The organism is Streptomyces sp. NPDC049879 (assembly GCF_044461265.1).
Taxonomy (GTDB): domain Bacteria; phylum Actinomycetota; class Actinomycetes; order Streptomycetales; family Streptomycetaceae; genus Streptomyces.
Genome location: NZ_JBITKT010000007.1, coordinates 1 through 23,242, shown reverse-complemented (window position 1 = coordinate 23,242; position 23,242 = coordinate 1). Strand labels below are relative to the sequence as shown.

25 protein-coding genes are annotated in these 23,242 nt (G+C 75.0%); 18 read left to right on the top strand and 7 right to left on the bottom strand.

The window, feature by feature from the left end; genetic code table 11:
• Window positions 1–38 precede the first annotated feature (38 nt).
• Genes ACIBPC_RS23275 through ACIBPC_RS23265 form a run of 3 tightly spaced genes read left to right on the top strand, consistent with a single transcriptional unit; the run spans window position 39 to window position 1,862 of the window.
• A complete protein-coding gene (locus ACIBPC_RS23275; protein ID WP_398847205.1) occupies window positions 39–476 on the top strand; it encodes a hypothetical protein in 438 nt (145 codons plus the stop codon).
• Window positions 477–486: 10 nt separating this feature from the next.
• Window positions 487–927 (top strand): hypothetical protein, encoded by a 441-nt coding sequence (locus ACIBPC_RS23270; protein ID WP_398847203.1) that lies wholly within the window; start codon window positions 487–489, stop codon window positions 925–927.
• A gap of 53 nt (window positions 928–980) precedes the next feature.
• Complete coding sequence (locus ACIBPC_RS23265) at window positions 981–1,862, top strand: LLM class flavin-dependent oxidoreductase (protein WP_398847201.1); 882 nt, start codon at window positions 981–983, stop codon at window positions 1,860–1,862.
• A 48-nt stretch (window positions 1,863–1,910) separates the two neighbouring features.
• Here ACIBPC_RS23265 and ACIBPC_RS23260 read toward each other — a convergent pair whose 3' ends face one another.
• From ACIBPC_RS23260 to ACIBPC_RS23240, 5 genes are all read right to left on the bottom strand, one after another.
• Entirely contained in the window at window positions 1,911–2,372 is a 462-nt protein-coding gene (locus ACIBPC_RS23260; protein WP_398847199.1) for a PaaI family thioesterase, read from the bottom strand.
• 98 nt (window positions 2,373–2,470) lie between these two features.
• A complete protein-coding gene (locus ACIBPC_RS23255) occupies window positions 2,471–2,998 on the bottom strand; it encodes a GNAT family N-acetyltransferase (protein WP_398847197.1) in 528 nt (175 codons plus the stop codon).
• On the bottom strand, window positions 2,995–3,582 hold the full coding sequence (locus tag ACIBPC_RS23250; protein WP_398847196.1) for a hypothetical protein: 588 nt from the start codon (window positions 3,580–3,582) through the stop codon (window positions 2,995–2,997). The genes ACIBPC_RS23255 and ACIBPC_RS23250 overlap by 4 nt, the downstream gene beginning before the upstream one ends.
• 195 nt (window positions 3,583–3,777) lie before the next feature.
• Window positions 3,778–4,395 carry a TetR/AcrR family transcriptional regulator gene (locus ACIBPC_RS23245; RefSeq protein ID WP_398847194.1) on the bottom strand — a complete coding sequence of 206 codons (618 nt, stop codon included), beginning with the start codon at window positions 4,393–4,395 and terminating at the stop codon, window positions 3,778–3,780.
• 5 nt (window positions 4,396–4,400) lie between these two features.
• Window positions 4,401–6,005: a hypothetical protein gene (locus ACIBPC_RS23240; RefSeq protein WP_398847193.1), complete on the bottom strand. Its 1,605-nt coding sequence runs from the start codon at window positions 6,003–6,005 to the stop codon at window positions 4,401–4,403.
• Window positions 6,006–6,383: 378 nt separating this feature from the next.
• Between ACIBPC_RS23240 and ACIBPC_RS23235 the strand changes: the two genes are divergently transcribed.
• From ACIBPC_RS23235 to ACIBPC_RS23225, 3 genes are all read left to right on the top strand, one after another.
• The gene (locus ACIBPC_RS23235; RefSeq protein ID WP_362968679.1) at window positions 6,384–6,803 is read left to right on the top strand and encodes a YciI family protein; all 420 of its coding nucleotides are present in this window, start codon (window positions 6,384–6,386) and stop codon (window positions 6,801–6,803) included.
• Window positions 6,803–8,083, top strand: coding sequence for an RNA polymerase sigma factor (locus tag ACIBPC_RS23230; protein WP_398847191.1), 1,281 nt, complete (start codon window positions 6,803–6,805; stop codon window positions 8,081–8,083). Before ACIBPC_RS23235 ends, ACIBPC_RS23230 begins: the two co-directional genes overlap by 1 nt.
• A gap of 82 nt (window positions 8,084–8,165) precedes the next feature.
• Window positions 8,166–8,564: a helix-turn-helix domain-containing protein gene (locus tag ACIBPC_RS23225; RefSeq protein WP_362968677.1), complete on the top strand. Its 399-nt coding sequence runs from the start codon at window positions 8,166–8,168 to the stop codon at window positions 8,562–8,564.
• 33 nt (window positions 8,565–8,597) lie between these two features.
• Here the strand turns inward: ACIBPC_RS23225 and ACIBPC_RS23220 are convergent, their stop codons facing one another.
• Window positions 8,598–10,436: an ABC transporter ATP-binding protein gene (locus tag ACIBPC_RS23220; RefSeq protein ID WP_362968676.1), complete on the bottom strand. Its 1,839-nt coding sequence runs from the start codon at window positions 10,434–10,436 to the stop codon at window positions 8,598–8,600.
• Window positions 10,437–11,123: 687 nt separating this feature from the next.
• Between ACIBPC_RS23220 and ACIBPC_RS23215 the strand changes: the two genes are divergently transcribed.
• The 10 genes from ACIBPC_RS23215 (at window position 11,124) to ACIBPC_RS23170 (ending at window position 19,297) form a co-directional block, all read left to right on the top strand.
• Entirely contained in the window at window positions 11,124–11,312 is a 189-nt protein-coding gene (locus ACIBPC_RS23215; protein ID WP_362968675.1) for a hypothetical protein, read from the top strand.
• Between the two features lie 59 nt (window positions 11,313–11,371).
• Window positions 11,372–11,563, top strand: coding sequence for a hypothetical protein (locus ACIBPC_RS23210; protein ID WP_398847190.1), 192 nt, complete (start codon window positions 11,372–11,374; stop codon window positions 11,561–11,563).
• Between the two features lie 42 nt (window positions 11,564–11,605).
• Window positions 11,606–11,806, top strand: coding sequence for a hypothetical protein (locus ACIBPC_RS23205; RefSeq protein WP_398847189.1), 201 nt, complete (start codon window positions 11,606–11,608; stop codon window positions 11,804–11,806).
• Between the two features lie 113 nt (window positions 11,807–11,919).
• The gene (locus tag ACIBPC_RS23200) at window positions 11,920–13,860 is read left to right on the top strand and encodes an alpha/beta fold hydrolase (RefSeq protein WP_398847187.1); all 1,941 of its coding nucleotides are present in this window, start codon (window positions 11,920–11,922) and stop codon (window positions 13,858–13,860) included.
• A complete protein-coding gene (locus tag ACIBPC_RS23195; RefSeq protein WP_398847185.1) occupies window positions 13,857–14,447 on the top strand; it encodes a hypothetical protein in 591 nt (196 codons plus the stop codon). Before ACIBPC_RS23200 ends, ACIBPC_RS23195 begins: the two co-directional genes overlap by 4 nt.
• 30 nt (window positions 14,448–14,477) lie before the next feature.
• Window positions 14,478–15,332, top strand: coding sequence for a class I SAM-dependent methyltransferase (locus ACIBPC_RS23190; protein WP_398847183.1), 855 nt, complete (start codon window positions 14,478–14,480; stop codon window positions 15,330–15,332).
• Window positions 15,319–17,109 (top strand): ABC transporter ATP-binding protein, encoded by a 1,791-nt coding sequence (locus ACIBPC_RS23185; protein WP_398847181.1) that lies wholly within the window; start codon window positions 15,319–15,321, stop codon window positions 17,107–17,109. The genes ACIBPC_RS23190 and ACIBPC_RS23185 overlap by 14 nt, the downstream gene beginning before the upstream one ends.
• A 148-nt stretch (window positions 17,110–17,257) precedes the next feature.
• The gene (locus ACIBPC_RS23180; protein ID WP_362968729.1) at window positions 17,258–17,509 is read left to right on the top strand and encodes a hypothetical protein; all 252 of its coding nucleotides are present in this window, start codon (window positions 17,258–17,260) and stop codon (window positions 17,507–17,509) included.
• An 82-nt stretch (window positions 17,510–17,591) separates the two neighbouring features.
• Window positions 17,592–19,058, top strand: a complete 1,467-nt coding sequence (locus ACIBPC_RS23175; protein WP_398847179.1) for a phytoene desaturase family protein — start codon at window positions 17,592–17,594, stop codon at window positions 19,056–19,058.
• The gene (locus ACIBPC_RS23170; RefSeq protein ID WP_398847177.1) at window positions 19,058–19,297 is read left to right on the top strand and encodes a hypothetical protein; all 240 of its coding nucleotides are present in this window, start codon (window positions 19,058–19,060) and stop codon (window positions 19,295–19,297) included. The genes ACIBPC_RS23175 and ACIBPC_RS23170 overlap by 1 nt, the downstream gene beginning before the upstream one ends.
• A 5-nt stretch (window positions 19,298–19,302) precedes the next feature.
• Here the strand turns inward: ACIBPC_RS23170 and ACIBPC_RS23165 are convergent, their stop codons facing one another.
• A complete protein-coding gene (locus tag ACIBPC_RS23165) occupies window positions 19,303–20,307 on the bottom strand; it encodes a helix-turn-helix transcriptional regulator (protein WP_398847655.1) in 1,005 nt (334 codons plus the stop codon).
• Between the two features lie 313 nt (window positions 20,308–20,620).
• Here ACIBPC_RS23165 and ACIBPC_RS23160 point away from each other — a divergent pair, with 313 nt between their 5' ends.
• On the top strand, window positions 20,621–22,513 hold the full coding sequence (locus tag ACIBPC_RS23160; RefSeq protein ID WP_398847175.1) for a hypothetical protein: 1,893 nt from the start codon (window positions 20,621–20,623) through the stop codon (window positions 22,511–22,513).
• Between the two features lie 88 nt (window positions 22,514–22,601).
• Window positions 22,602–23,242, top strand: a 641-nt coding sequence (locus tag ACIBPC_RS23155) for a WXG100 family type VII secretion target (RefSeq protein ID WP_398847173.1), incomplete at its 3' end; no start/stop codon positions are given.

The window sequence follows — 23,242 nt, the reverse complement described above, 5'->3', positions numbered from 1 at the left end:
GATATTCCTACAAGTGGGGGGTCACTTTGCGGAAAACCGTGCTGACGCGCGTCCTGACGAGCCTTGCCGCGGCTCTCTCACTCGGCATCGCCGTCCCGGCGACAGCCGACGCGGCCGCCCCGGCCGGGGCCTACGGCTGCGACGGAACACTCATCGACACGATCGACCATCCGTACGACGGAAGGGTCGTCGCCACCACCTACCTCTACTGGGACGGCACGTACAACTGCGCCGTCGCGGTCAAGAAGGGCTCCTACGAGGGCGTGCGCACCCGCATGGACCTGCTGCTGTTCAACAACACAGGTGCGCAGCCACGCTCGGACGAGGACGACGGGCGCTACCTCTACTACGCCGGGCCGGTCAAGGTGTACGGCAGGAACGCCTGCATCGCCACCGAACTCACCATGTGGAACACGGCGAACTACGACATCTTCCTGCACCGCTCACCGTACGACGGCTATTTCCACTGCGGCTGAAAGGGACGACATGAAACGCGCACGACTCGGCCGTCTCGCGACCGTCCTGGCCGTGAGCCTCGCGAGCGTGGTCGCGGGCGCGGTGAACGCGCCCACCGCCTCCGCAGCGGAGTACGGCTGCGACGGTTCCGTCATCGACAGCTGGAACAACGTCGACGGCGGCGTCACCTACGCGACCACGTACCTCTACTGGGACGGCACGTACAACTGCGTCGCCGCCGTGAAGCGCGGCGCGTACTACGGCGTCCGGTCACGCATCGCCGTCCACGCGTGGACGGACGCGACGGGGTACGTCCCGCCAGGCGACGACGGGAACTACCTCTACTACGCCAACTTCTCCTTCTACGGCCGCAACCGCTGCATCGCCGTCGAGACCGACATCTGGACGACGTCGGGCAGGCTGGTCATCCAGGACCACGTGCCGTCCAGCGGCTGGTTCCACTGCGGCTGACCGGCCCGCCGTGCCGCGCGGGGATTGTCAGAGGGCGTGGCTAGGGTGACGCCATGGCACAGCGCGGACGTCTGGGAGTGATGTACGACCGGGACCTGCCGCCCGAAGGGCTGGCGGATCTCGCGCGTAGGGTCGAGGAGTTGGGGGCCGACGACCTTTGGGTCGTGGAGGACCTGGCGTGGGCGGGCGCCGTGTCCTCCGCGGCCGTCGCCCTGGCCGCGACCAGCCGCCTGCGCGTCGGCATCGGCATCATGCCCGCGCCGCTGCGCAACCCGGTCCTGCTCGCCATGGAGATCGCGACGCTCGCCCGCGCGTTCCCCGGCCGCCTGGTCGCGGGCCTCGGGCACGGCGTGCGCGACTGGATGGCGCAGGTCGGCGCCGCGCCCGCCAGCCCGCTGTCGCTGCTCGGCGAGACGCTTGAGGTGACGCGGACCCTGCTGGCCGGGGGCACCGCGACGCTGGACGGGCGCGAGGTGCGCGTGGACGGCGTACGGCTCGTCCATCCGCCCGCCGAGCCCCCGCCGCTGGTCACGGGCGTGCTGGGGCCGCGTTCCCTCGAACTGTCCGGCCGCCTCGCGGACGGCACCATCATGGCCGAGGGCCAGGGCCCCGGCCGGATCGCCACCGCGCTCGGACACATCGGCCGGGGCCGCGCCGGGCACGGCCGTCCGCACGAACTGATCGTCTTCACCCACCTGTTCGCGCACGACGACCCCGCCGTCGTCGAGGCGGCCACCGCGCCGGTGATCGCGGAATCGCAGGCGTTCCTCGGCGTACCGCGCTCCGAGGTGCACCTCGCGGCGGGCGACACCGCGACCGCGCTCGAACGGGTCGGCGTCCTGTGGGAAGCGGGCGCGGACACCGTCGTCCTCCGCCCCATCGGCCCCGACCCGCTCAGCCACCTGCGCCCGGTCCTCACCGCGGCGCGCCGCTGACCCGCCTCCCGGACCGCGCCGGGACCCGCGCCTGGATACGGAAGAGCGTCACGGTGTCCCGTCCGGGGCCGGGGGCGTCGGCGGCAGGTCGGGCTGCCGCGCCCCGGCGGCGACGATCGTGCCCTGCGCGACGGCGACGAGCCGCTCGGCGCCGTCCCGCAGCGCGAGGACGGAGCACTGGCAGACGGCCTGCCGCCTGGTCGTCACCACCGCCTCCGCACGCGCGACGATGGTCTCGCCGACGGCCGGGCGGACATAGTTGATCTTGTACTCGGCGGTGAGGGCGTCGCCGCCCAGGGCGAGGCCGCCCGCGAACGTGAGCGCGTTGTCGGCCAGGTAGCCGAGCACCCCGCCGTGCACGAAGCCGTGCTGCTGCCGGAGTTCGGGCCGGTTGCGGACGCGGATCTCGGCCGATCCCGGCCCGACCGCGGTCAGTTCGGCGCCCAGGAGGCGGCTGAACGGCTGGGCGTCGAAGATCTCGCGGGCGAACGCGGTGAGGTCGGTCGTCATGGAGGTCGTCCCGTCGCTGGAGGTGGACGTACGAGGGCGGGCGGGTGCGGCCTCCGCATCCTCTCGCGGGGACGTCCCGTGCGGACGGCGGGGTCCCGTCACCCTGCGGCGTAGCAGTGGATCGTCACCCGCTGCGCCGGGCCCCACTGCTCCTCGACCGTCGCCAGCCGCCGCCAGCCCAGCCGTTCGTACAGCGCCGCGGCGGCCGTGTCGGACGCGACGACGTCGAGCACCGGATGCAGGCCGCGGCGCCCGGCCTCCTCCACCGCCCGGCCGAGCAGCAGCGCGCCGATGCCGTGCCCCCGCGCCCAGGGGGCGACGAACAGACGGCTCACGACCGCCGCCAAGTCCCTTGCCCGGCCCGTGCGTTCGCTCCAGACACCGGGGGCCAGACCGCCCTCCCCGCCACGGGACAGGCCCACATGGCCGACGGGGCGGCCGTCCAGCTCGGCGACCCACGCGCCGCAGCCCGACGCCTGCGCCACCCAGTCGCCCGGCCGCTCGGGCCAGTTCACCGGATAGGCGTCACGACGGTGGACCTCCGCGAGCACCCGGACGCACTCCCCCACATCGCCTTCGCCCCGCCGCCGGATCGTCGGGACGGCTGCCGCGTGCTCCTCACTCATGCCTGTACCGCATCACATCCGTCAGGGGCGGGGGCGTCCGGCTCCGGTACCGGGCGCCGTGCCTTCCGCAGCCAGCACACCGCCGTCGCGGCCAGCGTCAGGTGTACGGCTGCGAACCAGCACCGGGTCAGCGGCGAGTAGTCGCCGTAGAAGATGTCGCCCCTGAGCAGCGCCAGATTGGTGACGAGCGCCAGCACCGCCGTCACCTCCCAGGCGGCGCGGCGTCGTGCGAGCTTCTTGTCGCTCAGATGTCCGGACCGCTCACGGGCGTAGAGGGTGCGGAACACGTCCGCCCACTCGGCGGTCGGCCCGTCGCCGGACGGTGCGGGCTCCTGCCAGTCCCAGACCAGCCACCGGACATCCCGCTCCCGCTGCACGCCCAGAACCAGCGGAATCAAGCCCACGGGAAGGATGAACAACCCGATCGCGTCGGCAGGAGTCGCGACCCACAGCCCCGGAATCCAGTTGCAGCCCACCACGACGACCGCGATCTGCGCGTTCCTGTACAGCAGCTTGCGCAGCGACAGGTCACGTATGGCCATCCAGCGCAGCGCCCGCTCCTGCGCCAGGCGGAAGCGGGCCATGGTCATCGCGTCCCCGGGCAGGAGGGCTTCCGGGGGAGCGGGGGGAAGGGGCGAGCGAAGCATCCGTGGACCTGCCGATCAGCCGCACACCTGACACGTGCCCTCATGATCACACGGCCTCCCCGTTTCCTTCACGGCGGGGTCACCGAACTCGGCGCGACGGCAGGGGAGTTCGGGGAGATTGGGGGAGCCGGGCTACGCGCGCAGGCGGGCCTGCAGGACGCGGCGGGCCACGGGACCCAGCTCGTCCACCACCTCCACCAGCCGTGCCAGGCGGTCCAGGGCGTCCAGCGCGGCGCCGGCGCCCGCCGGATCGACGCCGTCGAACAGTTCGAGGCCGATGAAACCGGCGCACACCGCCCGGGAGAGCCCCGGCACGTCGAGGTACGCGGCGAGCGGGGAGCCGGCCAGCAGGCGGCTCACCGTGCGTTCGACCGGGGTGGTCCACAGGCCGAGCGCCCCCGCCGTGGCCTCGGCGAGCCGCGGGTCCGCCTGGGCGCCGGCCAGCATCTGGGCCAGCACGGTGACGTTGCCCAGGTCCCGTTCCTCCGCGTGCAGTCCGCGGCCGAGGGCGAGCAGTTCGCGCAGGGACGCGACCTCGTCGAGACGGGCCGTGAACTGCCCGACCCGCGCACGCGTCGCGGACAGGCAGGCGGCCGTGAGCAGTTCGTGGACGCTGCCGAAGTGGTAGAAGACCAGCGCCTGGTTGACCCCGGCGGTCGCGGCGATGGTGCGGGCCGACGCGGCGGCGACGCCCTGCCGCCTGATCGTCTCGATCGCGCCGTCGATCAGTCGCTGTCGGGTGTCGGCCATGGCCCTCACCGTAGTCGGCGCGCGAGGGCGCCCGGACGTCCGCCGGGTGCCCGGGGCGCGGTCGCCGCGGTGTCCGGGGCCCGTGCGCACAGGTAGGGCCGGGCGAGGGCGAGCCCGGCGGCGGTGAGGAGCATCCCCGCGTACACCGGCGCCAGATGCCAGAAGTCGGTGTACCTGATGGAGCCGTGCACGGCGACCGCGGGCAGGAACCCCGCTCCCGCGGCCAGGAGCAGCGACCACCACACCCACGCCTCGCCCCGCCGCCACCCCCAGGCGCTGAGCAGGGTGACCGCCGCCGCGGCCGCCATCAGCGCGCCGCCGAACCCGGCGCGGTCGTGCGCGATGAACGGCAGCAGCCGCGGATTGGCCGCCCGCAGTTCCTCGGCGGTGGCGTGCAGGAAGTCCAGGTCGCTGCCGACGAAGACGGCGGTGAGCCCGACCGAGGACACCGCCACGCCGCCGGCGAACAGCCCCACGCCGGTGAGGATCAGCAGCAGTTGCCCGGTCAGCGCACGGTTCCGCTCGCGGTCCGTGCCCTCCGGCAGCGGCGTCCAGCGCGGGCGGGCGTGCTCCCGCCGGGTCGCGGCCAGGAACATCGGGAAGAGGACGAGCGCGGCGGCGGTGTGCAGCGGTTCGACGAAGCCGAGGCCGAGGAAGTAGAGGAGGGTCGGGAAGCCGACCCAGCCGGACACGAGGTACGCCTGCCGCGCCCACGGCAGGCCGCGCCGCATCCCGCCCGCCGCGAGCCCCGCGTAGAGCACGCCGATGGTGACCATCGCGCCCGCCAGCGTGATCCGGTCGTGGCGCAGGAAGTGCACGAGGTGGTGGTCCAGGGCGTGCAGCTCGCCGACGCCCGCCCCCAGGTGCGCGCGGTCGTACCACAGCAGCACCGGGCCGAGGGCGATCGCCGCCGCGCCGAGTCCGCCGCAGATCATGCCGAGGCCGACCAGCGTGCCCCACCACCAGGCGGGCCAGCGGCGCGGATCGCGGCCGATCTCCTCCCGCGCGAGCCCCAGGGGCGCGGTCGGCGTGGCGGCCTCGGTGACGCGGGCGAACCAGCCGGGACCCGCGTGCACGAGCACCGGCGGCGCGGCCAGCACCACCGCGGCCGGATCGTCCAGGGCCCGCGCGGCGTCCGCCACCGAGGGGGAGGTGACGCGCCGCAGCGCCGGATCGGGCCGCGTCAGCACGCCGTCCACGTACGGGGCCAGCGCCTCCGCGACCGCGTCGGCGTCCTGGCCGCCGGTGACCCGCGCCAGCACCGGTACGCGGCGGCCGCGCGCCGCCGCGCGTACGGCAGCGACGTCGCCGGGGCCGACCGGCTCCACCACGACGAGCCCGGCCCCGAGCGGCGGCATGGCCCGTACCGCCGACCGCGCGAGACGCGGCGGCACGACCGCGCCGAGCCGCGCCGCCACCGGCACTCCGGCGGCGGTGCCGCCGAGACGGGCGGGCGGGTGCCGGTGGCCGAACGCCCAGGCGATCGCCCGCCCGCCGCCCGGCAGCGACCCGATCGAGGCCAGCGTCCGCAGCGCCGCCCGCCGCGACCGCTGCCCGCCGAGCAGGGCGGCGGCGATCCCGCGCAGGGGCTGGTAGGTCCAGTCGGGCATCAGCCGGCCGCCCCGGGGGTCCCCGCGCGCACCGGCGCGACGGGCCGCGCGCCGTCGCTGTCCGTGCCCGTACGCGGCGACCGCCCTCGCCAACCCGCCGCCGCGTACCGCCACCCACGCCCCATCCGGCCTCCCCCGGTCACGAGTTGAGCGATCGCTCAATAGGCAGGGTAGCCCGGTTTGAGCGAGTGCTCAATCACGTCGGCGTGATCCCGGCCCGCGGGTCCGGCAGACTGGTGCGCGAGCGTGCCGGCGGGGGTCCGGGACGCCGGAGGAAAGAATCCAGAAGAAATCTTCCGCGCCGTGTCGATCCGCCGCCGCCCCGTTCGACCTTGGGGTGAGAGGGCCGGGAAGCGGCCCGTTGCCGAGGAGGCCGAGATGGCGAAGTACATGCTGATCATGCGGGGCACCGACGAGTCCTACGCGGAGATGATGAAGGTGCCCTTCGAGGAGATGCTGGCGACCGTGGGGCGTTTCAACGAGGAGCTGATCCGGGCCGGTGTCCTGGTCGCCGCCGAGGGGCTCGACGACGCGTCGCAGGGCGTGGTCGTCGACTTCGCCGGCGACACCCCCGTGGTCACCGACGGGCCCTACGGCGAGACGAGGGAGCTGTTCGGCGGCTACTACGTGATCGACGTCGCGTCCAAGGAGGAGGCCGTCGAGTGGGCCAAGCGCCTGCCCGCCGTCCCCGGCTCGAAGTGCGAGGTCCGCCGCGTCCCCGGCATCGACGAGTTCCCGCAGGACAACGAGTGGATCGCCAGGGAGCGCGCCTGGCGCGAGCGGACCGGTCAGCTCTGATGGGCACGCCCGGTGAGGGGCCGCCGGGCACCGGAGCGGCGCGGCGCGCCGTCGAGGCCGTCTGGCGGATCGAGTCCGCCAGGATCGTCGGCGCGCTCGCCCGCTGGACGGGGGACTTCGCGCTCGCCGAGGACGTCGCCCAGGAGGCGGTGGCCGAGGCACTCGTCGGCTGGGCGCGCGACGGGACGCCGCGCGACCCGGTGGCGTGGCTGCTGGCCACGGCCAGGCGGCGGGCGATCGACGCGTTCCGCCGCCGCTCCGCGCTCGACGAGCGGTACGCCCTCCTCGCCGGCGAGGAGGGCGGGGACGGCGGCACCGGCGGGGACGACCTGCCCTGGGACCCCGACCGGATCGACGACGACGTCCTGGCGCTGATGTTCGTCGCCTGCCACCCGGTGCTGTCGCCCGAGGCGCGCGTCGCGCTGACGCTGCGGACGGTCGGCGGCCTGTCCACCGAGGAGATCGCCCGCGCGTTCCTGGTGCCCGTGCCGACCGTCCAGGCGCGGATCACCCGGGCGAAGAAGACGATCGCCGCGGCGGGCGTGCCGTTCGAACTGCCCCCGGTGCACGAGCGCGCCGAGCGCCTCGGCGGCGTCCTGAGCGCGCTGTACGTGACCTTCACCGAGGGCTCGACGGCGACCGCGGGCGACGCGCTGCTGCGTCCCGGCCTCGCGTACGAGGCGATCCGCCTGTCCCGCACGCTCGCCGCGCTGGTGCCCGGCGAACCGGAGACGCACGGCCTGCTCGCCCTCCTGGAGCTGACGGCGGCGCGCTTCCCGGCGCGTACCGGCCCGGACGGGGAGGCCGTGCTGCTGGAGGACCAGGACCGCCGCCTGTGGGACCGCTCGGCGATCCGGCGCGGCATGGCCGCGCTGCGCCGGGCGGTCGCGGGGCGGCGCGGCCTCGGCCCGTACGGGCTTCAGGCCGCGATCGCCGCCTGCCATGCGGCGGCGCCCTCGGTCGACGCCACAGACTGGGAACGGGTGGTCCTGCTGTACGAGGCGCTCGGCCGCGTCGCGCCCTCTCCCGTGGTGGAGCTGAACCGGGCCGTCGCCGTCGCGATGGCCGACGGGCCATCCGCGGCCCTCGCCCTGGTGGACGACCTGGCCGTCTCCGGCCGCCTGTCCGGCTCCCACCTGCTGCCGACCGTACGCGGCGAACTGCTCACGCGGCTCGGCAGGACGGGGGAGGCGCGCGCCGAGCTGGAGCTGGCGGCCCGGCTGTGCCGCAACGACCGGGAGCGCGCCGTCCTGGCGCGCAAGGCCGCCGCGCTCCGCTGAGCCGTACGGCCGCCCCCGCGGCAGGGGCGGGGGCGGCCGTACGCGGCACGGCGTGGCCGGTGGCGCCGGTTAAGCTCGGGCCATGGCCGCTGACAAGTCACTGACGCCGCCGCGCCTGCCGGACGGCGCGGGCGACGCGTTCAGGAGCGACTGCCCGGGGCGGACGGTGCTCGACCACGTCACGAGCCGCTGGGGCGTCCTGATCGTGGCCTGCCTGCGCGACGGGCCGCTGCGCTTCTACGAGGTGCGCGACCGCGTCGGCGGGATCAGCGAGAAGATGCTCTCGCAGAACCTCAGGCTGCTCGGCAGGGACGGCCTCGTCGCCCGCGAGGTCGAGCCCGCGCTGCCGCCGAAGGTCAGCTACTCCCTCACGCCGCTCGGGCAGGAGCTGGCCGAGCCGCTGCAGGGCCTGATCGACTGGATCTCCGCCCGGACGCCCGTGATCGTGGCGGCGCAGCGGGCGCACGACGGCGCGTCCTGAGCCGTACGCGCCCCCGCACCGCCGCCTCGCCCCCTACGGCACGCTCCTCCCCGCGTCCAGCCCGGCCTCCACCGGCACGTCGTCGTCCAGGAAGCCGCCCGACTGGTGCCGCCACAGCTTCGCGTAGGCGCCGTCCACCGCCAGCAGCTCCTGGTGCGTGCCCTGCTCCACGATGCGCCCCCGGTCGAGGACGACGAGCCGGTCCATGCCCGCGACCGTGCTCAGCCGGTGCGCGACCACGAGCGCCGTCCGCTTCTCCATCAGCCGCCACAGCGCCTCCTGCACGTAGATCTCGCTCTCCGAGTCCAGGGCGCTCGTCGCCTCGTCGAGCAGCAGGATCGGCGCGTCGCGCAGGATCGCGCGGGCCAGGGCCACCCGCTGGCGCTGGCCGCCGGACAGCTTGACGCCGCGCTCGCCCACCATCGTGTCGAAGCCGTCGGGCAGCGCGTCGGCGAACTGCGTGACGTGCGCGGCCTCGGCGGCGCGCCGGATCTCGGCCTCGGTCGCGTCCGGCCGGGCGAACGCGATGTTCTCGCGCAGCGTGCGGTGGAACATGGCCGGGTCCTGCGGCACGTAGGCGATCAGGCCGCGCAGGTCGGCCTGGCTCAGGTTCCTGATGTCCTGGCCGCCGACCAGGATGCGGCCCGCGTCGACGTCCGTCAGGCGCAGCAGCAGCCGGGTGAGGGTCGTCTTGCCGCCGCCCGACCTGCCGACGAGCCCGATCCGCGTGCCGCCCGGCACGTCCAGGTCGAGCCCGTCGAAGAGCGGTTCGGTGCCCGTGTGGGAGAAGGTGACGCGATCGAAGCGCACGTCGGCGGCGCGGGGCGACGCCAGCGGTTCCGGCGTCTCGGGGTCGCGCACCTGCGAGGGGGTCAGCAGCAGCTCGGTGAACTGGGCGGCCTCCGTCAGCGAGTTCTCCAGGTGGCGGTAGATCCGGTTGAACTCGAACATGATCCGCGTCGCGTTGGTGTAGTAGGTGAACGCGACGACGAGCGCCTCGACACCGACCCCGCCCCCGCCGAGCCCGACGACGATGAGCAGCCCGAGCGCGTTGGTGACCACCGACATGGCCGCCACGACCGTGTCGATGCGGAGGTTCCCGTAGTCCCACGAGCGCACCGACAGCCGTCTCGACTCCGCGACGCGCGAGCGGTGTTCGGCCGCCTCGCGCTCCTCGGCGGCGAACGCGCGGACCGTCTCCATGTGCATCAGCGTGTCGGCGACGTGCCCCGACACCCGGGCGATGGCCTCCTCGCGGCGCGCCACCAGCTCCTGGCGGCGCCGGATCAGGGGCGCCACGCACACGCCCGTCAGCGCGATGACGCCCAGCAGGCCGACGACGAGCACCGGTTCGTACTGCCACAGCACCACCGAGCCGAAGGCGAGCGGCACCAGGCTGCCCACCACGGAGAACGTCAGCGTGTCCACGAACTGCTCGAAGCGCGAGGCGAAGCTGAGGGCGCGCTTGGTGAGCGACCCGGCGTAGTTGTCGTGGAAGAAGGCCGTGTCCTTGGCGAACAGTTCGTCCATGCCGATCACGTACAGGTGCTCGATGCCGCGGCCGTCGAGGCGGTTGACGCAGTGCATCCCGACGCGCCAGGCGCCTTCCGCGAGCAGCAGCACGGCGGCGTAGCCGAGGATGAAGGGGAGGGCGGAGCCGACGGATACGTCCGTCCCGCCGGCGATGTGCGCGACGAGCTTCGCGACGATCAGCGGCGCGATGTAGCCGATGCCGACGTTGCCGAGCGCCGGGAGGAGCATCCCGGGCACCGACAGCCGCCGGAGCCGGCGCAACTCGCGGCCGTAGTAGCGGAGTGCGAGGAGTACCGAGCCCCTGCCCGGTCGTCCCTCGCGTTCTTCAGGCGTTTCCATTCCACCTCGTAGGGTCGTGCGGCGGCTGGCCTCGGGGACGCCCCGGGGGCGGACCGGGTGACGCTCCGGCCTGCCGCGCGGAAGTACTGCGGATCGGAGGGCGGCCGCCCCGGATCGTCATCCGGAGGACGGCATGGCGGAGCCCCCGCCAGGTCGTCCAGGACACGACCGGGCGGGCGAAGGGGCCCCGGTACCCGCAGTGTTCCGCGACGGCACCGGCCTGTGCCACGCATTTTTTCCAGCCGCGAGGACGGCGGGCCATGCGCAATTCCCTCCAGGGGCAAGGGAAAAGCCATCCCGTCATGCGGTGAAAACACGCCACAACGCCCCGCAATCGGACGGCACGGGCCGCTCTCGTACGTCTGACCAGGGGTGACCCCGCGCCCGGCCGATTCCGCCTCGCGCACGGCGCACCCGGCCGCGCGGAATCCCCGGCGCTTCTCCGCACGCCGCCACGAATACGCGGCGGGAAGCCCGTATTCCCCACGCGCGGGACACGCCTTTTCTCCCGGCGCGCCCCGCGGCCCGTCACCGCCCAGGCGCCGCCGCGGCAGCTTGCTGCCGCCGGGTGGCAGCCTCGTGCAGCCCCAACCCCCTTAGCCCGGCGGCCCGTTGTCGGCATCGTTCTCCACGGGACGGCCCAGCCGCTCCCCGCACGGAAACCGCACCGAACGGAAGGAACACCCCGTGTCCGAGACGAGCTTCACCCGCCACGCCGTCGTCGCCGGCCCGCTCGACGAGAGCGCCGAGGGCCGCGTCGTCCGGGGCGCGCTGCCGGTGGCCGCCACCCCCGTGATCGTCGGCGCGGCGGGCGCCATCGTCGTGGCCTACGCCGCCGGCCGCATCGTCGGCGAGCTGCGCCCCGTCGAGGGCTGACCCCTCCGCACCCGCTCCACCGCACCCGCTTCCACCAACTCATCGGAAAAGGACCCGACATGACCACGCACAGGACCGTTCCGTCCGTCCTCGACTCCGTCGCCGCGCTCAGCGAGGACTCCACCGGCCACGCCCCCGGCGGCACCCACCCCGTCCTCGCGACCCCGACGCTCGCCGTCATCCTCGTCGCCGGATTCGCGGGCGGCTACGCCTTCGCCACCGCCGTCGGCGACACCCGCCCCGCCGAGTGACCTGACCCCTCAATCCCACCCCCGCGACCGGAGGTACGCACCATGTCCCGAGAGACCGCCTTCCTCAACCGCTCCGCACTGCTCGCGGACATCGCCGTCGAGGACCCCCAGGGCCGGATCACCATGAACGGCAAGCCCGTCATGTCGACCCCCGCCGTGCTGGCGGGCATCGCCATCGGCTACGCGATGCTCAACGCCTTCGAGGCCGGCCGCAACGGCGGCCCCATCCGCCCCGCCGAGTGACCGGCCGGGACCCGGCCGGACGGTTCCCCACCGTCCGGCCGGGGCCCCGCCCCTCCCACTCCCTCCCCGGCACCCAGCCCGGCCCGTACGCGTCCACCGCACCGGAGACCGCCATGAAACTGCCGTCCATCCCGCCCCGGAAACGACTGTCCGCCCTGCTCGGCCCGATCCCCCTGACGCGTACCCAGGCGCTGGGCGCCTCCGAGCGGCTGGCCGCGGTCACCTCCCTCGTCAGCAGCCTGGAACACCTCGCCAACCGCCGCCACACCCGCCCCGGCGGCCTCAACCACTGGGCCATCGCCCGCGAGGCGTACGCCGCCCGCAGCCGCCCCCTGCGCAAGGCGCTCGACATCACCGCCCACCCCTGGACCACCCGCGCCCTGCACGGCGGACGCATCGCCGCCAGCGCCGCCCTGCTGCTCCCGGGCAACAGCCGCCTGCGCGGCGCCGCGAACCTCTTCCTCGGCGTCTCGGGCGCCATGCTCTACCCCACCCACCGCTACGGCACGGACGGCTCCGACCAGGCGTCCGGACTCGTGCAGACCGCCACCGGCCTCGCCCGCCTGTCCTCCTCGCCGCAGGTGCAGGACGCGCTGCTGTGGTACGTCGCCGCGCAGTCCACGCTCTCCTACGCCGTGTCCGGCTGGGTCAAACTGCTGGGCAGCGACTGGCGCGACGGCTCGGCGCTCGGCGGCGTCATGCGCACCAGGACGTACGGCGAGCGGCACGCCTGGCAGCTCACCCAGCGCTACCCGAAGCAGGCCCGCGCCCTCGCCCACGGGGTGCTGGCGCTCGAATGCCTCTTCCCGCTCGTCTACGTGAAGGGCGGCACGCTGACCAGGCCGCTCCTCGCGAGCGCCGCGTCGTTCCACGTCGCCAACGGCTTCGTGATGGGCCTCGGCCGCTTCGTCACCTCCTTCACCGCCATGCACCCGGCCGTCGCCTACACGGCCGCGTCCCGCAGCCACCCGGCCGTCGCCGGGCGCGACGACCGGCTCCTCACCGTCACCGGCGCCCTCGCCGCGGGCGGGGCCGCCACCGCCGCCGCGCTGGCCGTCGCCCGCCGCCTGCGCGCCGCCGACCCGCGCGCCGGAGCCGGCACGGTGACCACGCGCCACGGCAACGAGCTGGTCTTCGACGGCGTCGTCCGCCCCGACGCGACCGGCCCCGTCCTCGTCTACGTCCACGGACTCGCCGCCACACCCGGCCACTTCGGCTGGTACGTCCGCGCCGCGCGCGAGGAGAACGGGCACGACTGGCTGCTCTACAGCCGCGCCGGCTACGGCCCCAGCCGCCGCACCACCCGGCGCGCGTACACGCTGCGCGAGTCGGCCGACGACCTCGCCGACCTCGTCGCGTCGGCCGTACCGCCGGGGCGGCGCGTCGTCCTCGTCGGGCACTCCCTGGGCGGCGAGATCGCGCGGCGCGCCGCCGGGCAGCTCGGCGACCGGCTCCAGGCCGTCGTCTACCTCGACAGCTCCCACCCGGCCGAGCTGAACCGCTCCCACCAGCAGGGCCAGACGGCCGACCACGTCGGATCGGCCCTCCAGGCCTTCACCGTCAGCCTCCGCGCCGGGCTCGGCGCGCTGCTGTCGCGCCCCGACTGGCTCGACAACCTGCCCGCCGCGTGGCGCCGCCGGACGATGGCCGAGTACGCCGACGCGCGGCTGTGGCGGGCGGCGCTGCGCGAGTGGCGGTCCGCCGAGGTCGAGTTCAGGGGCCACGAGGGCGCCCTGCGGCCGGTGGACGCGCACGCGCTGGTCGTCTCGGCGCAGCACACCGTGGACCGCGACCCCGAACAGCTGCTGATGCACGGGGAGATCGCCGACGCCCACCGCGCGCCCGGCCGCGTCGTGCGCACCACCGTGATCGAGGGCGCCGACCACGACGGGCTGCTGACCGACCCGCGCCTCGCGGGCGAGGCCCTGCGGCACCTGAAGGACTTCCTCGCCGAGACGGACCGCACCGACCGCACCGACGCCACGGACCGCGCAGACCGCACCGGCACCGCCGACCACGCGACCACCGCCCCCGGAGAGGCAGGCTCCCGATGAACGCCGCCACCGCCCTGCACACCGCCAGGTCGTCCCTCGCCCGGCAGTTCACCGGCCCCGGCGGAGCCGCACGCGTCGCCGCCGCGCTGGTCCTCCTCGGCACGGTCTGCTCCCAGCACCCCAACCAGGCGTTCAACCGCGTCGCGAAGCTCGACTCGTTCTCCGCGCTGTTCCCCAACTGGCGCTTCTTCGCCCCCAACCCGGCGCAGCACGACTACCAGTTCCACTACCGCACCCTGGACACGGCGGGGGAGACGTCGCCGTGGCGGCCGGTGGACGTGATCGCCGGGCGCAAGCCGTACCAGATCGCCTGGTTCCCCGGGCGGCGCCCCGAGAAGGCCGTCTTCGACCTGGGCACCGAGGTCCTGCACTTCCTCGACAAGGGCTTCGCCGCCGCCACGCGCACCCCGGCCTACCGCATCCTCTGCGACTTCCTGCGCACGGAGATCGGACGCGAGGGCCTGCCGGACGTGAAGGGCTTCCAGTTCACGCTCCTGCGCACCGCCGGATACGACGACGCCGAGGAACCCGAGATCGTCTTCGTCTCCCCCTACACGCCGATGCGGCCCGTCACCGCCGCCGCCTGACGGGCCACCCTGCCGGAAAGCGAGCTTCCCATGACCGACACGCTCATCCCCGAGGACAGCACCACCCAGGACGGCGCCCCCCTCGCGCCGCCCCCCGCCGAGCCCGTGCCCGACATCGGCTACGGGCAGGTCTTCGCCGACTTCTACGACCGCATCTTCCCCCGCGACGCGGGCGCCGAGCGCACCGCGCGCACCCTGGCCGACTGGCACCCCGGCGGGCCCGCCCTCGAACTCGGCGTCGGCACCGGCCGCATCGCCGTACCACTGGCCCGCCTCGCCGGGCCCGTCACCGGTGTGGACTCCTCACCCGAGATGCTGGACCGGCTGCGCGCCGCCCTCGACGCGACCGCCGCCCCCATCACCCCCGTCCACGGCGACATCCGCACCTACACGGACGCCGAACGCTACGGCCTCGTCTACTGCGTGTGCGCCACCCTGTCCATGATCCTCGACGCCGACGGCCAGCGCGCCGCCGTCGCCCGCGCCGCGGACCGGCTCGCACCCGGCGGCACCTTCGTCGTCGAGACGCACAACCCCGCGTTCGTCCTCGACCTGCACGAAGGACGGCGCCGCACCTCGTACTTCGCCCCCTACCCCGAGCCGGACACCGGCCTCCAGAGCTACTCGACGCTCCTCCCCGAGCAGAGCCTGTGGCACGTCTCCCACATCTGGCACGAGCCCGGCCGCACCCGCATCGGCAGCGAACTCAGCCGCCTCACCAGACCCGACGAGGTGGACGCGTACGCCGCCGCCGCCGGACTGGTCCCCGTCTCCCGGCACGCCGACTGGGCCGGGACCCCGTTCGACCCCGAGCACAGCGCGCTGTACGTCACCCGCTACGCCCGCCGCGCCGACACCCCGGAGGCCGACGATGGCCGCCGCTGAGACCGCCCGTCCCGCCCGTCCCGTCCCCGGCACCGTACGGTCCGCCGCCCGCAAGCAGCGCCGGCTGCTGCTCGGCGGGGTCCTGCTCGGCGTCGCCGGAGTCGTCTCGACCCTCGCGCAGCCCGCCATCGTCGCCGACCTCATCGAGGCGGCGGGCCGGGGCGACCCCGTGGCGGGCGCGATCGTGCTGCTCGCCGTGCTGTTCCTCTTGGACGCCGCGCTGTCCGCCACCCAGGGCTACCTCATCGGCAGGGCGGGCGAGAACATCGTCCGCGACGCCCGCGTCCTCCTCACCGGCCGCGTCCTGCGCGCCGAACTGGCCGAGCTGCACGCCCGCCGCCAGGGCGACCTCCAGACCCGGCTGGTCTCCGACACCTCGCTCGTGAAGATCGCCCTGTCCCAGAGCCTCGCGCAGGTCGTCGTGAACGGCCTGGTGGTGGCCGGCGGCGTCGTCATGATGGCCTGGATCGACGTCTGGCTTCTGCTCATCACGCTCGGCTGCCTCGGCGCCGCCAGCGCCGCGTCCGTCTGGCTGGCCAGGGGCCTGCGCAGGACCGCGCTGGTGAACCGGGAGGACGTCGGCGAGTTCGGCGCCGACCTGCAACGGGTCCTGTCCGCCGTCACCACCGTGAAGGCCGCCGGGGCCGAGGGCCGGGAGCAGCGCAGGCTGGCCGTCCTCGCCGACCGTGCCCGCGCCTCCGGCACCCGCGTCAGCGCGCTCGACGCCCTGCTGTCCCCGGCGATGAACGTCGGCCTCCAGGCGTCCCTGGCCGCCGTCATGGGGGCGGGGATGGCGCGCGTCGCCACCGGTTCGCTCTCGGCCGCCGACTTCACCGGCTTCGTGATGTACCTGTTCTACCTGGTCTCGCCGCTCGTCCTCGTCTTCCTCGGCATCGGCGCCTACCAGCAGGGCCGCGCCGCCATCCAGCGCGTGGACGAACTGGCCGCGCTCCCGCAGGAGGAGGACGAGGCCGGGGACGGCGCCGGTCCCGCCGGGGCGGCCGCCCCGGCGGGGGAGCGGCCCGCCATCGCGTTCGAGGACGTGCGCTTCCGGTACGACGGGCGCACCGTGCTCGACGGCGTCTCGTTCACCGTCCCGCGCCGGGGCCTCACCGCGCTCGTCGGCCCCTCGGGCGCCGGGAAGACCACCGCGTTCCAGCTCGTCGAACGGTTCTACCGCCCCACCGGCGGCACCGTCCGCCTCGACGGCCGCGACATCGCCGGACTGCCGCTCGCCGAGATCCGCGGCCGCGTCGGCTACGTCCAGCAGGACAGCCCCGCCATGCGCGGCACGGTCCGCGAGAACATCGCCTACGCCGCCCCGCACGCCACCGAGGCCGAACTGCTCGAAGCCGTACGCCTCGCCGGGCTCGCCGACGTCGTCGCGCAGCTGCCCCAGGGGCTCGACACCCCGCTCGGGGACCAGGGCGTCGGCCTGTCGGGCGGGCAGCGCCAGCGGCTGTGCATCGCCCGCGCCCTGCTCCAGCGGCCGGAGGTCATCCTGCTCGACGAGGCGACATCCCAGCTCGACGCCGACACCGAGGCCGCCCTGCGCGACACCCTGCGCACCATCTCCGCGCGCTGCGCCGTCGTCGCCATCGCCCACCGCTTCTCCACCGTGGCCGACGCGGACACCGTCGTCGTCCTGGAGGACGGCAGGGTGCGCGCGACGGGCCGTCACGACGACCTGATGGAACGTGACGAGCTGTACCGCCGCTTCGCCTCCGCCCACCTCGCCGGGGCCACGGGGACCGCCGTCCCCGCCGGAGCACGCTGAACGGCGGCAGCATCCTGCCCGCCCCCGGCAGCCTGCTGCCGCCGCCGGAGCCCCCGCACCGGCCGCCCCGCCGCAAGAATCGAGAACACCCCCCCCACCCCCACCGCATCCCGTACGCAGCGCACCCATCACCTCGGAGGAGCTGGACATGACCCGCCGGACCACCCCCCAGGCCCACACCGCCCACACCGCCCGCACCGCCGCCCGCCGCCTGCCCCGCCCGCTGGCCGTCCTCGTCCTCGCCGCCCTGTGCGCCGGCACGGCGACCGGCACCGCCCTGGCCGACACCCCCGCCGCCGAGCCCGCCCCCGCCTGCGGCACCGCCGCGCCGCAGCCCGCCCCGGCCTGCGACGAGGACGAGGGCCCCGTCGTCACCCCCGACGCCAACGGCTGGCAGTGACCCGCCCCGGGGCCGGCCGGACCCGGCCCCGGAGCAACGCCGCGAAGAACGCGACGCAGAACGTGACGACAAGGAGCACCTCATGAACGCCGTGGACGCCGCCGTCGTCGGCAGCGGACCCAACGGTCTGGCCGCCGCCGTCACCCTCGCCCGCGCGGGCCTCCGGGTCGCCGTGCACGAGGCCGCCGACACCCTCGGCGGCGGCCTGCGCGGCGCCGCGCTCTTCGACCCCGACGTGCACCACGACACGTGCGCCGCCGTCCACCCCATGGCCGCCGCGTCGCCCTTCTTCCGCGCGTTCGGCCTCACCGACCGGGGCGTGGACCTGCTGCACGCCCCGCTCAGCTACGCCCACCCGCTGCCCGGCGCCGCCCCCGGGCTCGCCTGGCGCGACCTCGACACCACCTGCGACGGCCTCGGCGCGGACGGCCCCCGCTGGCGGCGCCTGCTGCGCCCCCTCACCGCCAGGGGCGACGACGTCGCCGACCTCCTCCTGTCCGGCATGCGCCGCCCCGCCGGACTGCGCGCCGCCCCCGCCCTCGCCCCCCGCATCCTGCGCCACGGCACGCGGCTGACCCGCTCCGCGTTCCGGGGCGAGCAGGCCCCGGCGCTGCTCGCCGGGGCGGCCGCACACGCCGTCGGCCCCCTCCCGTCCCTGCCCGGCGCCGCCATCGGCCTGCTGATGGCCCACCTCGCGCACACCACCGGATGGCCCCTGCCGCGCGGCGGCAGCCGGCGCATCGCCGAAGCCATGGCCGACGACATCACCGCCCACGGCGGGAGCCTGCACACCGGACATCCCATCACCGACCTGCGGCAGCTCGGCCCCGTCCGCACGATCCTCCTCGACGTCTCCCCGACCGCCCTCCTCGCCCTGGGCGGCGACCGCCTGCCACCCCGCTACGCGCGCGCCCTCGCCCACTACACGTACGGACCCGCCGCGGGCAAGGCGGACTTCCTCGTCTCCGCGCCCGTGCCCTGGACCGACCCGGACGTCCGCCTCGCGGGCACCGTCCACCTCGGCGGCACCGCCGCCCAACTGCACCGCCAGGAGACGGCCAACGCCCTCGGCGGCGCCGACGGCACACCGTTCGTCCTCGTGGTGGACCCGGCCGTCACCGACCCGGATCGCGCCCTCCCAGGCCGCCGCCCCCTCTGGGCGTACGCCCACCTCCCCCCGGGCGACGACCGCGACCCGGTCCCCCTGATCACCGACACCATCGAGCGGTACGCGCCCGGCTTCCGCGACACGATCCTCGCCTCACGCGGCATCTCCGGCGCCGAGTACGCCCGCTACAACCCCAACTACGTGGCAGGCGACATCGGCACGGGCGCCGTCACCCTGCGCCAGAGCCTCGCCCGCCCCGTCGCCCGCTGGGACCCGTACCGGACGCCCCTGCCCGGCGTCTACCTCTGCTCCGCCGCCACACCGCCAGGCCCCGGCGTGCACGGCATGTGCGGCCTGCTCGCCGCCAAGTCGGCGCTGCGCAGGGAGTACGGCCTCCCGCTGCCCGACCTCGCCCCCGCCTGGAAGGTGACGGCCCCCTGATGGACATCACCGTGGACCTGATGGTCGTCTCGCCCGGCGCCGACGACGGCGAGATCGCCGTCGTACGGCTCCTCAGCCTGCTGCCCGCCCACTGGACCTGGCGCCACCGCGCCACCCCCTCGCGCATCGGCCTGCGCATCACGGTGGCCGACGCACGCCCGGGGGAGATACGGGAACGGGTACGGGCCGCGCTCGCCGAGGACCCCGCCCTCAGCGCCTGGTCCCTCACCAGCGACTGACGGCCTCACACCCAGCCCCTGTCCCGCGCCAGCAGCGCCGCCTGCGCCCGGTTGTCCGCGCCCAGCATCGCGAGCAGATCGGCGATGTGCCGCCGGTACGTGCGCAGCGACACCCCGACCTGCCGCGCCCCGCTCTCGTCCTTGCTCACCGCGCACATCCGGTCGAGCACCGCCCGCTGCGTCTCCGTCAGCTCCGGTTCCCGGGCCGCCCCCGCCCCGATCAGATCCCCCAGGTCCTCCGCGCCCTCCCACAACCGCTCGAACAGCGTCACGATGTTGCCCACCAGACCGCTCTCCCGCGCACACAGCGCGCCCCGCGCCGTGTCCTGCGGGTCGATCGGTACGAGCGCGGTACGCCGGTCGTAGACCAGGATCAGCTCGGAGAACTCCTCCGCCACCCTGATCCGCGCCCCCGCGGCCCGCAGCTCCGTCAGGTACCCGAGCGTCACCGGGTCGTCCAGCACCGCCTTGCGCACGAGGTTCCTGATGCGCACGCCGCGCCGCAGGCAGCGCATGTCCAGCGCGCGGGCGTGCGCGATGTTCTCCGCCGTGAGCGCGTCGTACGGCTCGGCGGACAGCACCTCCTCGTGCGCGAAGAACGCCAGGTCGTCGATGCGGCTGCGCACCTGCCGCAGGTCCTCAAGACGCTCGATGCCCGCCGAACCCGCCGAGCCCGCCTGGCCCGCCGACACCCCGTCCGCCGCGGACGGCCGGTCCCCGTCCAGCGACCTGAGGATCGGCTGATACCGCGTCAGCCGCCGCATCTCGCCGTGCAGCTCCTCAAGGCGCTCCTCCGCGAGGCGCGGCACCGCCACGTCCGGCTCCGACGCCCACACGCTCGCGCCGTCCCCCAGCAGCATCCGCAGCCGGAGCAGCCGCGCCACCGCCTGCTCCGCCGTGTCGCGCTCGCAGCGCAGCAGGACGTGCAGGTCGCCGGGGGAGGTGCGCGGGTTGCGCAGGAAATGGCGGTAGACGGCCTCCTCCATGTCCGACAGGCCGAGCACGGCCATGGCGTGTGCCTCCACAGGTCCTCCCGGGTCCTACCGCGCCTACCGCGACACCCCGGTCCCCTGGCGTCCGTCTTGCAAGGGGCGTCCTGCCGCCCGCGACGTCCGGTGCGTGGGGCGGCCCCTTCGAAGACGGACCGTGTCCTGGCCGGTCCCGGGGCGTTCCAACGTAGCGGCGCGGCAGGCCGGTGAAGTCTCACGTGAGTCTCATCCGGTGGCCAACCACCCGGCGGCACGGGCCTGTTGCCCGCGATGCACGGCCGCTAGGGTGGAGCCCCTCCCGCCCCGCCCGTCCGTCAGGGGAGCGCAGCATCCGATGGGAGCCAGGCCGCCCGCACCGGTGGGACACCCCGCGTCCCCGTCACCGCACCCGACGCGCGAGGACGACCCGCCCGCCGCGCTGCGCGCCGCCCTGGCCGCGCACCCGCTGGTCAACCTCACCGGCCCCCTCGGCTCGGGCAAGTCCTGGCTCGCCGCCCGCCTCCCCGACGCCGACGTCACCGACCTGTCTGGCCCGGACCCCCGCGCGACGCTGCACGCCGCCCTCGACGCGCCAGGCGACCCCCGGCGACTCCTGGTCCTCGACGGCCTGGACGGCGCCGACGCGCAGGCCGCCGCCTCCGCCCTGGCCACCCCCGCCGCCCGCCCCCCGCGCCCACTGCTGCTCCTCACCCGCCGCCCCCTCCTGGCGCACCCCGCGTGGATGCACACCGCCCCCGCCACCGTCCCCTTGCCCCAGTGGTCCGACGACCGCCTCGGGCGGCTCCCCGCCGCCGCCGGGCTGCACGACCCGCGCGCCCGGCGGCTCGCCACCGGCATGGCGGGCGGCAACCCGCTCGTCGCCACCGCCGTGTGCCGCGCCCTCCACGCCGGTACCCCGCCCGACACCCCGGGAGCGGTCGCCGACCAGGTCGCCGGCGAACTCCTCCACCGGCTGGCCGCCGAGGCACCCGGCCGCCACTGGCACCGGTCGCTGTTCCTGCTGGCGACGCTGGGGGCCGGTGACGAGGTGCTGCTGCGCGGCGGCCCCGAGGCGTTCGACACGCTCGCGGCGCTGAGCATCGTCTCCCGCGACCCGCTCGGCCTCACCGTGGACGAACCGTTCCGGCACGTCATCGAGCTGGCCCACCAGTGGCGCCGCCCAGGACCCCACCGCTCCGCGCGCAAGCGCGCCCTGACCTACCGGGCGGGCCAGCTCGCCCGTACGGCCGACCACCGCACCCGCGAGGAACTGACCCTCCAGGGCCTCTTCCTCTCCGGTGTCCCCGAACTGCGCGACACGATCTTCCCGCCGTCGCGGCCCGCCGCCGCCGTCACCGCCGCCGTGCCGGGCGACGCCGACGCCATCGGCCGCCTGATGCGCCGCTGGGCCGACCACGGCGGCCTCGACGCACGCCGCACGGACCGCCTGGTCGAACGCTGGCTCGGCTCCGACGTGTCCGGCTTCCACCTCGTCAGGGACCGCGACAGCCGCCTCGCCGGACTCGCCTGGCTGCCCCGCGTGGAACGGCGCACGGTCGGCGCCGTCGAACCCCTCCTCCAGCAGCACACCGAGCCCCTGCTGACCGAGCAGCCCGACGATCCAGGCGGCCTGTTCCTCGGCGCCGCCTACTGCCCCGACCCCGCCCTGCACGCCCATCTCCTGCGCTACATCCTGCGCCAGGCGATGACCCGGCCCACGCGGCTGCTGGTCTCGACCCCGTCGCCCGCGTACCAGCGGCTCCTGAACGGCCTGCGCTTCCAGGCGCACGGGGCGATCCGTGACGACGTCTACCGCTGCGGCAGACGTCCCCTCGTCTTCAGCCACGACTTCGCCGGTGACGACATGACGCACTGGCTCACCCGGCTCGCCCCCCTCGTCCCCGACCCCGCTGACGGCCCGCCGGGACCGTCCCCGATCGGGGAGATCGCCGACGCCCTCGCCCACGTCCGCGATCCCGGGCGCCTCGCCCACAGCCCCCTGCTCGGCACGCCCCGCACGCCCACCCCGCAGGCCCTCGGCACCTGGCTCGCCGACGCCGTGCAGGCGCTCGCCGACAGCGACGATCCGACCGACGCAGAAGCGGGCTGGATACTGCGCCACTACTACTTCGGCCCGCCCCGCACCCACCAGCAGCTCGCCGGACGCCTCCACCTCAGCCGCGCCACGTACTTCCGCCGCCTCCGCCACGGCCTCACCCTCCTCGGCGACCACCTCCACCAGCCCTGAACCCGCCCGGCCGCCGTCAGCGGCGGGCCCCGCGGGGGCCCCGTTCGTGGGCTGATTGCGTCGTTGTGGCGTGTGTGTGGGGGCCGTTATGGTTCTCTGGCTGAACGTGATCGCCTGGGTACAGGGGGTGGGGTTCGTGGGGCGTGCGTCGGACTGGAGTCCGTTGGATCTGGATGCGGATCCGGTGCCGGGTGATCCGGGTGAGGTGCGGCGTCTTGCGGATGAGTTGCAGGAGTTCGCGGATGATGTGGGTGAGGCGTTGGGGAAGATCCGGTCGATGGCGTCGGATCGTGCGGTGCAGGACTGGGCGGGGTTGTCGGCGGAGGCGTTCCGGTCGGAGTTCGATGGTGTGCCGGGGAATCTGACGAAGTTGCGGGATTCGTACGATCTGTGTGCGCGGGCGTTGCAGGGGTACTGGCCGAAGCTGGAGACGGCGCAGGGGCAGGCGGACCGGGCTCTCGACCGCGCCATTGCTGCGCAGGCTGATCTGGTGTCGGCGCAGGGTGCGTTGGGGGAGGCGCAGGGGTGGGTGTCGCGTGCGGGGGAGGAGGCGGAGCGGCTTCAGCGGGAGGGGGAGCGGGAGGGTGTGCCTGCGCCGGATGAGGGGGAGGTGCGTGCGGCGGCGCGGGATCGTCAGGCGGCGGATGAGGCGCGGGGTGCGGCGCAGGGGCGGGTGGATGCGGCGGAGTCGTCGTTGGCTGCGGCGCGGGAGTTGGCGGAGCAGGCGCG